Raw genomic sequence first — 13,354 nt, 5'->3', positions numbered from 1 at the left:
AATTATGATCTAACACGATTTATCGATTGAGTTGATGATATTTGGTCTTCATTAACGTACTCGCGAATTGCATGTGAAGCAGCTATAGCTCCATCGGACACCGCAGTTACAATTTGTCTGAGCTCCTTTTTTCTTACATCTCCTACTGCATAAATACCCTTAACTTTTGTTTCCATATTCTCGTCTGTAATTAAGAAACCATATTCGTCAAAATCGAAAAGATCTTTATTTAAAAAGCTTGTTTCTGGCACTAATCCAACGAAAACAAAAACTCCATCGAAAGGTTCTTCATAAACTTCATCGTTTTTTAGATTTTTAATGACCAAACTTTCGACCTTATCTTTGCCTTTAATTTCTTCAATGACCGAATTCCATTTAAACTTTATGTTATTACGAGAAAAGGCTCTATCTTGATAAAGTTTATCAGCTCTAAGTTTTTCTCTTCTGTGAATTATATAAACTTCTTTAGCTATGTTCGATAAATAAACCGCTTCCTCTACGGCTGTATTTCCTCCTCCCACGACAGCAATTTTTTTATTCTTAAAAAAATGACCATCGCACGATGCACAGTAAGAAACACCTCTGGAAGAAAATTCCTCTTCACCTTTAACCCCTAATTTTCGAGGGTAAGATCCGCTTGCTATTATTATTGCCTTTGATTTGATTGTTTTTCCATTTTCCATAACAACCGTTTTATGGGAATCTTCATCTTTTAATTCTATAACTTTCCCATCATAGAAGTCGGCTCCGAACTGCTCTGCGTGCTCTTTCATCAAAGAAGATAGCTCTTCACCCTTTATCGTTTTAAACCCTGGGTAATTTTCTATAATATCTGTTAAATTCATTTGTCCGCCTTCAATTGCTTTTTCAATTACCAGGGTAGAAGCTCCGCCTTGTAAGGCATATATAGCAGCTGAAATCCCGGCAGGACCGCCACCGATTATTACAACGTCATATTGTTGTTTTATTTCGGATTTTTTGTTAGCCCCTTCAACGTTAAAAAACATCTGAGAACCTCCTTCAACTACTTTATTCAACTGCTTTTAAAACTTCTTCCACAAAACTATTTTCAGGGTAGGCTCCCACAAACTCACCTTTTTTTACCCATTCTTCGCTTTCTTTTACTTCTATCACGGTATGTGGAACGGAACTTACACCATATTCAAAAGATATTCGATCGAATTCGTTAGCTTCTATCATTTCTCCTGTTATATTAGGGTTTAACATAGCGGCTTGATGAGCTGCAAAAACAGCCCTAGGGCAGTATGGACAAGTTGGAGTCACGAAAACTCTGATCCTCATCTTTTTGTCTATTTTAGATAATTTTTCTTTGTTTTCATCGCTGAAAGAGGTCACACTATTATTAGATACAGCGATGAGATTTTGAAGCAGAGTAGTGAACTCATATCCCGAAGGGATCCCATAATATCTAATTCCGTAATCGTTCCCTTCGCTATCTAATATTACCATAGCTGGAAATAAATCTCTTTCAATATCGTAGTTGTTAATTTCTTCAGAATCAGAATGGTAGGTATCAACTTTTATTCTATCATCTAATTCCTTGAGCTCTCCAAGTAACTGTTCAACAATTTCTGAATATTCTCCATCATTTTTGAATAAAAATATTTGAACAGGCTCTGTCAATTCCTCTAAAATTTCTCTTACCTTGTTTTGTGTTTCTTTGTCCATCAATTTTTCCATATTTAAAAACCTCCATCTAATTTAGTGTTGTATATACCCTATATAGGTATATTAACATATTTTGATTTAATCTACTTTAAAATTCTATATGTTTTGTTAATTTTTGATGATTTAACAATCGTTGTAAAAAATAAAAGGATCGACGGTATTATTATTATCATCGGATTTAATATTATGGGGATTGACAAAAATAGTTTATCCATGAAATAATAAAAAGATACGGCGAAAAGAAAAGCTTCAACCCCTCTCATTAGGATTTTTTTTGAGAGAAAATTATTAAAATATGTTTTTTTTGAATAACCGAAAGAGAGAATAGTTATTTTGAATCTTTCATGATATTTTTTTGTAGCCGCGTCAAAAGACCTTAGATAAAATAAGAACAAAATAAAGAATGCAATAATTTCCATTAATATCGTTAAATCGTTTAAATACTTCAAATAAAAACATACCAGCAAAAAAGATGTTAAACCGTACAGGTTAAAATAATCTACGAAATGATAGGGTTCTTTATTTTTCATGATCAAAAGTCTAATAACAGCAAAAGCTATTAAAAAACTGATTGCATTGATAAACAAAGACTTTAATAATACCATAAAAATTACCTCAGAATTTTATTCTTTATTTTCTGGATTGCTATCAGAGATTATATCGTTTTTCGAAATGTCTGCCATAGCAGCTACAGAGCTCAATATTCCCGAAATTTCATAAGGCATAAAGACCTTTGTTGATTTCCCGTCTGAGATTGCTTTTAATGCCTCAAAGTACCTTATTGTTATCAAATCTTTTGTAGGATTGCCTTTATGGATTGAGTCGAAAACTTTAAGAATTGCCTCAGCTTCTCCGTCTGCTTCGATACTTAATTTATACTTTTGAGCATCTGCTTTTTTCTTAACGGCTTCCGCTTCACCTTCTGCTTTTAATATTGCAGCATTTCTGTCTCCTTCTGCTCTGGTAATTTGTGATTGTTTGTACCCTTCAGCCTCTAAAATAACAGCTCTTTTCATTCTTTCGGCTTTCATTTGCTTGCTCATTGCATCCATAATATCTTGAGGAGGATCGATCTTTTTGATCTCCACTCTGGTGATTCTTACTCCCCATTTATCGGTGGCTTCATCTAATACTTCTCTGAGTTTTGTGTTGATTCTTTCTCTAGAGGTTAATGTTTGGTCTAATTCTAATTCTCCGATCACGTTCCTTAAATTTGTTTGAGCCAATTTAACAGCCGCCGAAGTAAAATCTCCAACGTTGTAGACTACTCTATAAGCATCAGTTATCTCGTAATATATAACAGCATCAACGGTAACTATAACGTTATCCCTAGTGATAACCTCTTGAGGTGGAACATCTATCAACATTTCTCTTAAATCTACTTTGGTTATTCTTTCTATGAAAGGCATGATGAAATTTAATCCAGAATCGACCTGTCTATGAAATTTTCCTAATCTTTCTACCAAACCTTTTTCGTAAGGGCGGATAATTCTTAAACTCATTGCAGCAATAAAGATCAAAAACAAAACTGCTATTATCAATATTACCAACATTGTTTTTCCCCACCTTTCTTTTTCAAATTGTGGTCACTAAAAAACATTTTATTCCCCCGTCTCTTTTTTTTGATTATTTTCAGATGCATTGATTTTTTTTATATATACAAAATTAGCGGTTTTTCTTGTGATTATAACATCATCGCCCACATTAATAAGATAGTTTTCTTCATCTTCTGGAAATGCTCTCCATTCGTCTCCCTTTATTTTAACTATGATTCTTCCTTCATCGTCAATTTTATCTACCTTAGCTTTCATGCCAACAAATTGATCTTGATAAGGTTTTATAGTAGAAGAGCCTTTGTACATATTTTGTACAATTTTTCTTGTTGAGATCCACAACAAAAAAGAAACGATTAAGAATATTAGCAAATTTAAAACAACCGATGAAATAAATAAAGATGTAATAGCTGCTACTCCAGCTCCTATGGCGAACCATAAAAAGAAAAAAGATGGAAGTATAGCTTCAACGCCCGCAAAAATTATAGCAAAAATGACCCACACACCCCATTGACCCATAATTATCACCTCACGTCATTTGCAAACATCATTTGCGAAGCAAATGAGAATTAGGATGTTACTTCTAAAGCATTGCAAAAAAGACCTTTTTGCACATCACAGTAAAACCATTTTGCAAAAAACAGCAAAATTAGATCTTGAAAACTTTTTCAGGGTGGACGATATTTATTTGTATATCTGGGAATTCTTTATTCAATTCTTCTTTGGCTGACTTAATTTTGCTGTTGTACCTACTTGAGACATGGTATATAATAACTCTCTTAGGCTTGGAAATGTTAATTAAATTTTTTAATTCTGCTAGAGAGGTATGGTTTCTAATTTTTCTATCCTTTTCATCAAAAAAGGTACATTCATGAAGTAGCGTTCCACAATCTTTTGCGAAATTGGGGGGAATAGGTAGCGAATCCCCGCTTATGGTTAATATGTTAGCAGTATAGTTTTCTAGGATGTCTTCTTTTTTATTGATTATTAAATCTTTTATTTCTGACTCTTTTAGTTCTCTGTACTCTTCTTTTAATCTTTTTCTTTGTTCTAAAATTTGGTAACCAAAAGAGGTTTCCCCAGGGGTATGTCTTGTTTTAAATGGTTTTATAAACCTTTTGTTGTTAAGAGGGATCGTGTCAGATAACATTATTTCCCTAAAATCTATTTCGTATCTCAATCTTTTATTCATTTTACCTATAAATTTTAAATATTCATTAATATTTTCCGATCCCTGTGGATAGTAAATTTCTAGTTTTTTATTTCTGTTCCCCATAGCGTTATTGCGAGTATTAACGATTCCCCACAATCCTGCTATATGATCTACGTGAGAGTGTGTTAAAATGATCTTTTCAATTCCATATATTTTGTTTCCTAACTCTGCACTAACCCCTTCACCAGCATCAAAAAGTATTCTATCTGGTTTGTAAAAAACCCAAGTCGTATACAATGCCTTTGATCTTATTAAAAACTCCAACTATCACAACTCCCATTGAAATTTGTTAGTTTTCTGGTTTTATTTCAACCTTTATTTCCCCTCTCACGCCTTGAGGAAGTTTAACTTTTAAAGTGTGAGTTCCTAATTCTTTTATGTTTACCTTTTCATCAAACCAAGTTCTGTCAAACTTTTCATCAAGTAATTCCTCTATTTTTTCAGAAATATCTTGAGCTGTTACCGCACCAAAAAGTTTGCCTTTTTCTCCTGCTTTTGCTTTTATTTCTATTTTTGTACCCTTTAATTTTTCTAAAATTTCTTCGCTTCTTTTTCTTAGATTTTCCTTCTTTTCGTCTTCTATTTTTTTGCTTTCTTCAATGTGCTTTATATAACCTCCGGTTGCTTCAGCAGCCAAATTCTTTGGAATCAAATAATTCCTTGCGTATCCATCAGAAACTTCTTTTATTTCACCCTTTTTCCCTAATTTAGCTACATCTTCCAGCAACAATACTTTCATCTGTCAAAACACCCCTTTGTACAATTTTATCATAATTAGGTAAAAAACATATCTTCAAAAAAAATAGATAGAGGAATCCCTCTATCTATTGTATTTATAACATGAATTGTAGCCTCACTCGTTCACGTAAGGGACTAACATCATTTTTCTTGCACGTTGTATCGCTGTTCGTACCATTCTTTGATGTTTGGCACAATTTCCATTTATTCTTTTTGGAAGGATTTTTCCTTTGTCGTTCATAAACTCTTTTAATTTTCTGACATCTTTGTAATCAATATATTCAACATTATCCCTGCATAATTTGCATTTTTTTATTCTTTTTCTTTCTTTTTTAACGTACGCCATTCTATTTAAAACCTCCGTTTTTCTCATTTTTTATTTCCTTTCTCGATACCCTTTTACCTAAAAAACTTATTTCTAAAGTTCTTCAGTTCAGATAGGTTTATTATCTGAAGAAAGATCATTTTCAAGGTCATCAAGGTCTCCTTCTAAAAAAGTGTCGTCTCCGAGAAAAGCTTCATCACCTATTTCTTCGATCGGATCGGTGTCTGAAATATTGCCTATATCAGAGAAACCTTCTTCTACTGCAATGGGCATACCAGAAAATTCATTAGCTTCTTGAGCCTTTTTTGTTTCCATGAAATTCATTCTATTGGCCCAGATTTCAGCTGTTTCTCTTTTTATATTATCTCTATCTGTCCATTGATTAATATGAAGCGATCCTTCAACTAGGATCAATTTCCCTTTTTTTAAATAGTTTGATGCAAAATCCGCTTGTTTACCAAAAGCCACAATTTTTATGAAATCTGTGCCATCTTGATTGTTTGAAGTACCTCTGTCAACAGCTAAATGAAAGTTTGCAACGTTATTTCCATTCATAGTAGAACGTATCTCTGGATCTCTGGTCAATCTCCCAACCAAAATAACTTTGTTATAAGAAATAGACATAAAAAACACTTCCTATTTTTCGTTAAATTTCTTCAGAAATTTCTGGTTCTTCTACCTTTATTTTTGCTTCTTTTTGGGTTTTTCTTACTTTTTTCTCAAGATCTTCTCTTCTAATCGTTTGAAACCTAAAAATCTCTTGGTTCACTTTAAAAAGATCATCCAGTTGGTTAATCTTTTCTGGATCAGCTTTGTATATGATGTAGGTATAATCACCTTCTGTAAATTTACCTTTTTGAGTCCTATAGGCTAATTTCCTTACACCCCATCTCGTGAACTCTTCTACTTCACCTTCCAGTTGGCCTTCTATCCAACCTCTCACCTTTTCTGCCAAAGCATTTCTTTCCTCTTCAGGAATGTCTGTTCTAACGACAAACATTGTTTCGTAGTATCTTTTTCCCACTATATACCTCCTCCTATGGTCTTAGGCCTCTGAACTTATCAGAAGCAGGATTTTTTCATGTGCAATTATAACAGAAAATCTAAATAAGGTTATTGTTTTTATTTAAAAATTATATTAAAATTCTATACCAAATCCAAAGTTTAGTTTTAAAATATTTTCATCTTCAGTTGAAGGTTCGAAAGTATCTGCAACTTCATTGAATTCTAATTTATTTTGTATTACTCCCATATCAGCTGATAGGTTAAACTCTAAATTGTTAAAATAGAAGTTTGTTGCTATGGTATACACATATCTCTTTTCCAAAAGTGGATCATCCAAAAGATAGGTACCTTCATCTGGAGCCGTATTCTCCGTTGGGGATTTTCTTCCGGAAAACACAGTTTCAAAAGAAGAATAAAGGTTGAACCAGTTATTGTATGTATAGTCATAGTCAACTAGGAAAGAAACCGTGTTTTCACCGTATTTGTATCCGATGTAATTATCTGTGAAATCTATACCTTCCTCAAAAACAACATTATTCTTCTCATAAGAATAAATACTTTCCGGATAGATAGTGTAACCTGGCCCACCTCCTGGTTGAAAAGTGTATTGGGTTGCAAAGGCACCGTAAACACCAAAAGTTCCTAGGCTGCTTGCTAGGTTTAATCCTGAAGAAAAGGCAACTTTGTCAGGATTTTGTCTCTCTTCTGGATTGAAGAATCTGTTAGTGTTGAAATCGTCTACTAATAGTTGAGAGTAAATATAGTAATTAGGGTCCTTGTAATCAAAGAAGAATCCCATTATTGAGTTATCGTTTATATTTTCCCACCATGGCATACGGTTTTCTATTGCTCTAATCTCTTGAGCAAAATATGCGGGCATAGGATTTAAAAAGTAAAAAAAGTCAAAAGCCCTGTTGTAAACGAGCACATCTTGATAACCTACCCTGAAATTGCCAAATTTCAATCCATACGTTTTGTAATTCATTGCTGTAGGGGTAGCAAAATTGGTGTTATTTTCACTTACCAATTGAACCCACATGGTTTCAAAAAAGAAATGTTCATCTTCATAACCTACATCTAAATTGACAAGAGGAATATTATTGGAAGATAAAAACAATGAGTAGGGAGAATTCACTTCATCTTTTAGTTGTTTTATACCGCCACTCAATTCAAGTGTTTGATCATCGTTTCTAAGGGTAATATAACTGTTTTCTATCAGAAAGTAGTGATCCCAATAGTAATCTGACTCATAAAAATAATACTTATCATCGTTGTAAAATGCTAACTCACTTGTGATATCGAAGTTTGAAGTGTAATTGTATAACTTTATACCTATCCTGTCAGTGAAGGTTTCTTCATAATTATCATATGTCCCTTGAAAGTCAAGTTCTAAATTTATTGAAAATCCTAGTGAAAAAAGTAAAAGAATCATTAAAGTGGGAACCAATGTTTTTTCGTACATTTTATACCCCCTCATCTTAGCTGGTAACTATCTTGCTCAACTATCTCTCTCAATCTTTTAATTTTAGAGTCTTCCCCCAGTACTATTATCACGTCTCCCTCTTCTATTATGGTATTTGCCTTAGGATTGAATATGCTGTTATTATCCTTTTTTCTTACGGCTATCACAATCATATCTACCTTGTCGGGTAGTGCTATTTCTTTAAGAGATTTACCAATTACCCAAGAGTTTTTGGGTATATCAACCTCTTCCAGCTGTAAATCTTTTTCTGGCGTATGAATGATCGTTTCAAGAAATGATACAATATTAGGCCGAGTTGCCATATAGGCTAATCTATTACCAGAGATTTCAGATTCAAGAACAATCTTGTTGATTCCAGCATAAGATAGTTTCTTCACCGATTCGGGATCGTTGACTTTTGAGATGATGTTGATTTTAGGTACTATACTTTTCACCGTTAAAGCAACAAACAAGTTATCCACATCGGACGGTAGGGTTAATATGATGCTATCAGCTCTTTTGACTCCAACTTCTTCCAGCACCGTTTCATTTTTTGCGTCACCAATAAAATATGGAATTTCCTCATTTATTTCTTTTAGAAATTGTTGTGCTCTTTCTTCTGATTTATCCAACAAGACAAAATCTTTTTTCTCTTTTAATAGATTTTGACAGACAAAAAATCCCGTTTTACCGGCTCCTACAACAATATAATGATTATTCATACCATCTATTTTTTTCATTCTTTTTCTTACCTCCAAAACGTTTCTCATCTCACCCTCAACAATAAAGGAGGTTAGGGTTGAAAGAGAGTATAAGACTACCGTTATTCCAGAGAGGATCAATGCCATTGTAAATATCTGTGAAGCCCTCGATAGATTGGCAGGTATCTCGTATCCAACGGTACTCAACGTGATTATAGTAAAAAAAATAGAGTCTAAAAAAGCCCAATCTTCCAGTATCATATAACCTACTGTTCCTGTAAAGACTATTAAAATAAAAATCATAATGGATATCACAAATCGTCTTATTTTCAAAGTTAGAGTTTCATTCATTTGATCGAGACATGTGCCCCCTTTCCACTTTGGAGATTAGTGATTTTTACCTTATAATCATTAATGTTTGATCACCTTCGACGTTGTCCCCTCTTTTTACCAAAATTTTTTCAACTATACCGTCGTTTTCGGCTGGTATTTCATTTTCCATCTTCATTGCTTCGATTATGACAAGTTTATCTCCAGCTTTGACGCTCTGACCTTCTTTCACATTTATTTCGTTAATTACTCCTGGAAGGGGAGCTTTGACCTCATAACCTGAGTCTGTTTCCCTTTTATTTGGCTCCTCAGGGACCTTTTCCTCTTCATCTTTTTGTTTTTTCTCAACTTTTTTCTTGCCCCTTTTTTCGGCTTTTTTCTCGACAACAGCTTTGGGGATCTCATTAAATTGCTCTTTTTCAGAGACTCTTTCTTCTGTTTCTTTTGTTTTTTCTTCGTTAGCAATTTCAGAGCCTATTTCCTCAACTTCAACCTCATAGGTTTTATTGTTAATCGTAACTTTGAATTTTCTTTTCAATTTACTTTACCTCCACTTTTTGTTGTAATAAGGTCTCCAAGAAATAGAAGGTTGGTGTTTCATCCACCTTGTTTTAATTGCCCTTTCCGATTTCAACTCTTTATTTGGAACTTCTTTAATGCTTTCAATTTTGAATTCTTTATGAGTAAGATAGCTACTTATAGCCGAAACGATAGCAAACAGTTCTTCTTCATCACTTTTCTCGTCATTTTCAATTCTTTTGACCTGTGGTGGTTTTATGTACTCTTTTTGAGGTTTTTCTAAACTTGATTTACCTGACGAATTATTAGTATTACTTTTAAAGAAAAAACGGAAAAGCCAAATGATCACCATTAAAATTATTAGCAATAGAAAGACTATAGATATTCCCAATAATGAAATAATCCATACATTTTTCATAATTATTCCTCCATCATAACGGAATATTTCCATGCTTTTTAGATGGAGTCGGTTTTACTTTTGAGTAAGCTATGGAAAGAGAAGTAGCTAACTTTCTTCTTGTTTCGATGGGTTCTATAACATCTTCTATATAGCCCCTAGAAGCTGCTTCATAGGGATTTGCAAACCGCTCTTTGTATTCTTCAACGCGTCTTTTTCTCGTTTCTTCGGGATTTTCAGAACTTTCAATCTCTTTAGCGAAGATAATGTTTGCGGCACCCTCTGATCCCATAACAGCTATTTCCGCTGTTGGGTATGCAAACACAAAATCAGCGCCCAAATGTTGGGAAGCCATTGCAATATAAGCCCCACCATAGGCTTTTCTTAAAATTACTGTGATCATAGGAACGGTGGATTCAGAATAAGCATACAATAGCTTTGCTCCATGTCTAATTATTCCACCGTGTTCTTGAGATACTCCTGGTAAGTATCCAGGTGTGTCAACAAAGGTGATAATAGGTATATTAAAAGAGTCACAAAATCTTATAAATCTGGCTGCTTTATCGGAAGCATCGATATCGAGAGAACCTGCCAAGATTTTTGGTTGATTGGCTATTATCCCCACAGATTTTCCTTCCAATCTTGCAAAGCCTACGACAATATTTTTGGCAAAATGAGGATGAATTTCAAAAAAAGACCCTGGATCAAATACCAAATTGATTAAATCTTTTACATCATAACTTTTTTTCGGGTTAGGTGAGACTATTTCGTTTATTTCTTCGGGTAATTCATAATTTTTATCGTAATCAATTGGTTCTACAGGATCAACATTGTTTGAAGATATGTAAGAAAGTAACTTTCTGACAAGTTCCATGGCTTGCCCATCGTCTTTTGCCAAAAGGTGGGCGACACCGCTTTTTGAGTTATGAATCTTACCCCCTCCCAAATTCTCTTTATCAATGTCCTCGCCAGTCACAGTTTTTATAACCTGAGGGCCTGTGATAAACATTTGTGAAGTTTGATCCACCATAATTACAAAATCAGTTATCGCTGGGGAGTAAACCGCCCCTCCTGCACACGGGCCGGCTATAACGGTTATTTGAGGAATTACACCAGAAGCCTGGGTATTTCTATAAAAGATTCCACCGTAACCATATAGGGCATCAACAGCTTCCTGTATTCTAGCTCCGCCAGAGTCATTTATTCCGATTAAAGGTATACCGTATTTCATAGCCAAATCTTGTAATTTCATTATTTTCTTTGCATGCATTTCTCCAAGGGATCCACCTTGAATGGTGAAATCTTGGGAAAAAATTGCAACTTTTTTGCCGTTGATCTCTCCAAATCCTGTGACAACTCCATCGTATGGAAACTCTTTTTTATCTAAATCAAAGTATGTACATCTATGTTTAACTAACATATCGATTTCTTCGAAAGTACCTTCATCTACAAGAGCGTCTATTCTCTCACGGGCGGTTAATTTACCCATTTTATGTTGTTTTTCTATTCTCTCTTCCCCTCCACCAAGAAGAAGGGAGTCTTTCTTTTTTCTCAACTCTTTTATTTTTTGAATTAGTTCTTCATCTGGCATATATAAGACCTCCTCATTTGCGATATTTATACTATACTTGAAAACTCTAAAACGTCGTGTCAGCGCCCCTTCGTTCCATAAATTGCTATTTTTGATATTCAACAAACTCGGTTAAAATACCGTTAGCAGATTTTGGATGTAAAAAGAAAACTAAACTTCCACCTGCTCCTCGATTAGGCTCATCAGATAAGGTTTTGTAACCCATTTTTTTTGCGTTTTCTAAGACCATTTTAATGTTATCTACTTGAAATGCGATGTGGTGGAATCCCTCGCCTCGTTTTTTTAAAAAATTTGATATTTCAGAGTCTTCTCTCATAGGCTCCATAAGTTCTATTCTAACATCTTTTATGTACAAAAAGGTAACTTTTATACCCCTATCTTCAAGGATCTCTTCAGTGCTCTTTTCAATGTGAAGTAGGTCCCTATACAACTTGAATGCTTCTTCTATGGAATTGACAGCAATTCCGATGTGGTCAATTTTTGGCTCCATCGTTTCCCTCCTCTTCACAGATGAATGTTATAACGTCTTTTTTAAGGGAATCGGCATCTTGATTTTCTAAAGAATAACCTTCCAAGTAATTTTCTATCAGATGGAAAAGATAGTTTTTAACTCGACTTTTTTTTCTTAAATTTTCTTTTAAATTATGGATTTGAAAGTGTTTTCTGCTAGTTTCTAACCATTCGTAAACTTTTTCAAATCCTTTGTTTTCAATTGAGCTAACGCCAAAAACCTTTTTATGATCTTCGTTCCGTGAATCTAAATAATTTTCCAAGTACATTAAAAATCTTTTGGAATTAGGAAGATCTATCTTGTTGACAATATAACAATCGGCTATTTCCATTATTCCTGCCTTATAAATTTGAATTTCATCACCAGAATCAGGAGATAATATTAAAAGAGTTGTGTCACAAGCATAGAATATATCGATCTCTGATTGACCGGTTCCCACCGTTTCTATGATTATTGTATCGAAGCCAAATGCCTTCATTACATCAATGATATCATAAATCGAATTGCAAACTCCCCCCATTGCTCCTCTACTTGCTATACTTCTAATGTAAACGTTAGAAGCATTGGTTAAATCAAACATTCTTACCCTATCTCCCAAAAAAGCCCCACCACTGAAAGGGCTGCTAGGATCTATCAGGATTATTCCAATATTCTGACCTTTGTTGGAATAAAATGAGACCAATCTTGAAATAAAAGAGCTTTTTCCAACGCCAGGACTACCTGTAACACCTATTACATATGAATTTTTTGATTGAATATCCGAATGTAATCTAGAAATAATTTCCCAGGTTTGTGAATAATTGTCTTCTAATAGAGATATCATCTTTGCTAAAGCGGTGTTATTATGGGCTTTAAATTTTGGAAGTAATTGTTCATACTTTTCTGCCCATTGCAATATCTTTCACCTTCTCTATTATATCTTTTAATGAAGTACCTGGGGTGAAAATTTCGATTATTCCCATTTCCTTTAGTTGCGGGATATCTTCTTCCGGAATGATTCCACCAAGGGTAACGGGAATATCAGCTTCCTTTTCTTTTAGTAAATTTAGTATTTTTTGACATAACTTCTTGTGTGCACCTGAAAGTATAGATAAGCCAATTAAATCAACATCTTCTTGAATTGCTGCTTCAACGATTTCTTCCGGAGTTCTTCTTATGCCTGTGTAGATTACTTCCATTCCGGCGTCTCTTAGTGCTCTTGCTAAAACTTTAGCTCCTCGGTCATGACCATCGAGCCCTGGTTTAGCTATTAAGACACGAATTCTTGTACTCATTTCAAAGCTGCCTCCTTTCAGTATGGCAAAGGTTCGGTTAATATAA

Annotated in this window: 18 protein-coding genes; all 18 read right to left on the bottom strand. The window is 34.1% G+C overall.

Going from position 1 to position 13,354, the window contains the following annotated elements:
- Positions 1-2: 2 nt before the first annotated feature.
- On the bottom strand, positions 3-1,007 hold the full coding sequence (gene trxB / locus X926_RS08160; protein ID WP_103065712.1) for a thioredoxin-disulfide reductase: 1,005 nt from the start codon (positions 1,005-1,007) through the stop codon (positions 3-5).
- A 22-nt stretch (positions 1,008-1,029) separates the two neighbouring features.
- A complete protein-coding gene (locus X926_RS08155) occupies positions 1,030-1,701 on the bottom strand; it encodes a thioredoxin family protein (protein ID WP_012208404.1) in 672 nt (223 codons plus the stop codon).
- A 71-nt stretch (positions 1,702-1,772) separates the two neighbouring features.
- Positions 1,773-2,294, bottom strand: coding sequence for a hypothetical protein (locus X926_RS08150; protein ID WP_012208403.1), 522 nt, complete (start codon positions 2,292-2,294; stop codon positions 1,773-1,775).
- A gap of 18 nt (positions 2,295-2,312) precedes the next feature.
- Positions 2,313-3,242: an SPFH domain-containing protein gene (locus X926_RS08145; protein ID WP_012208402.1), complete on the bottom strand. Its 930-nt coding sequence runs from the start codon at positions 3,240-3,242 to the stop codon at positions 2,313-2,315.
- A gap of 48 nt (positions 3,243-3,290) precedes the next feature.
- Complete coding sequence (locus X926_RS08140) at positions 3,291-3,761, bottom strand: NfeD family protein (RefSeq protein ID WP_103065711.1); 471 nt, start codon at positions 3,759-3,761, stop codon at positions 3,291-3,293.
- A 130-nt stretch (positions 3,762-3,891) separates the two neighbouring features.
- The gene (locus X926_RS08135) at positions 3,892-4,719 is read right to left on the bottom strand and encodes an MBL fold metallo-hydrolase (RefSeq protein ID WP_103065710.1); all 828 of its coding nucleotides are present in this window, start codon (positions 4,717-4,719) and stop codon (positions 3,892-3,894) included.
- A gap of 25 nt (positions 4,720-4,744) precedes the next feature.
- Positions 4,745-5,194: a 50S ribosomal protein L9 gene (gene rplI, locus X926_RS08130; protein ID WP_103065709.1), complete on the bottom strand. Its 450-nt coding sequence runs from the start codon at positions 5,192-5,194 to the stop codon at positions 4,745-4,747.
- Positions 5,195-5,308: 114 nt separating this feature from the next.
- Entirely contained in the window at positions 5,309-5,539 is a 231-nt protein-coding gene (rpsR, locus tag X926_RS08125) for a 30S ribosomal protein S18 (protein WP_012208398.1), read from the bottom strand.
- Positions 5,540-5,626: 87 nt separating this feature from the next.
- Positions 5,627-6,142 carry a single-stranded DNA-binding protein gene (locus X926_RS08120; protein WP_103065708.1) on the bottom strand — a complete coding sequence of 172 codons (516 nt, stop codon included), beginning with the start codon at positions 6,140-6,142 and terminating at the stop codon, positions 5,627-5,629.
- Positions 6,143-6,164: 22 nt separating this feature from the next.
- The gene (rpsF, locus tag X926_RS08115) at positions 6,165-6,542 is read right to left on the bottom strand and encodes a 30S ribosomal protein S6 (RefSeq protein WP_012208396.1); all 378 of its coding nucleotides are present in this window, start codon (positions 6,540-6,542) and stop codon (positions 6,165-6,167) included.
- A gap of 114 nt (positions 6,543-6,656) precedes the next feature.
- A complete protein-coding gene (locus X926_RS08110) occupies positions 6,657-7,985 on the bottom strand; it encodes a hypothetical protein (protein WP_103065707.1) in 1,329 nt (442 codons plus the stop codon).
- Between the two features lie 11 nt (positions 7,986-7,996).
- On the bottom strand, positions 7,997-9,037 hold the full coding sequence (locus X926_RS08105) for a TrkA family potassium uptake protein (protein WP_103065706.1): 1,041 nt from the start codon (positions 9,035-9,037) through the stop codon (positions 7,997-7,999).
- Between the two features lie 46 nt (positions 9,038-9,083).
- A complete protein-coding gene (locus X926_RS08100) occupies positions 9,084-9,554 on the bottom strand; it encodes a biotin/lipoyl-containing protein (protein ID WP_012208393.1) in 471 nt (156 codons plus the stop codon).
- Between the two features lie 6 nt (positions 9,555-9,560).
- Positions 9,561-9,953 (bottom strand): OadG family transporter subunit, encoded by a 393-nt coding sequence (locus X926_RS08095; RefSeq protein ID WP_158245231.1) that lies wholly within the window; start codon positions 9,951-9,953, stop codon positions 9,561-9,563.
- Positions 9,954-9,966: 13 nt separating this feature from the next.
- Positions 9,967-11,523 carry an acyl-CoA carboxylase subunit beta gene (locus X926_RS08090; protein ID WP_103065704.1) on the bottom strand — a complete coding sequence of 519 codons (1,557 nt, stop codon included), beginning with the start codon at positions 11,521-11,523 and terminating at the stop codon, positions 9,967-9,969.
- A gap of 85 nt (positions 11,524-11,608) precedes the next feature.
- Positions 11,609-12,013: a methylmalonyl-CoA epimerase gene (gene mce / locus X926_RS08085; protein ID WP_012208390.1), complete on the bottom strand. Its 405-nt coding sequence runs from the start codon at positions 12,011-12,013 to the stop codon at positions 11,609-11,611.
- Positions 11,997-12,929: a methylmalonyl Co-A mutase-associated GTPase MeaB gene (gene meaB, locus X926_RS08080; protein WP_103065703.1), complete on the bottom strand. Its 933-nt coding sequence runs from the start codon at positions 12,927-12,929 to the stop codon at positions 11,997-11,999. The genes mce and meaB overlap by 17 nt, the downstream gene beginning before the upstream one ends.
- Positions 12,907-13,308, bottom strand: coding sequence for a cobalamin B12-binding domain-containing protein (locus X926_RS08075; protein ID WP_012208388.1), 402 nt, complete (start codon positions 13,306-13,308; stop codon positions 12,907-12,909). The genes meaB and X926_RS08075 overlap by 23 nt, the downstream gene beginning before the upstream one ends.
- Positions 13,309-13,354: the final 46 nt, after the last annotated feature.

The sequence above is a fragment of the Petrotoga sp. HWHPT.55.6.3 genome (genome assembly GCF_002895495.1).
GTDB classification, from domain to species: domain Bacteria; phylum Thermotogota; class Thermotogae; order Petrotogales; family Petrotogaceae; genus Petrotoga; species Petrotoga mobilis.
Note: the sequence above shows the minus strand (reverse complement) of the source record. Positions and strands in the feature narration are given on the sequence as shown.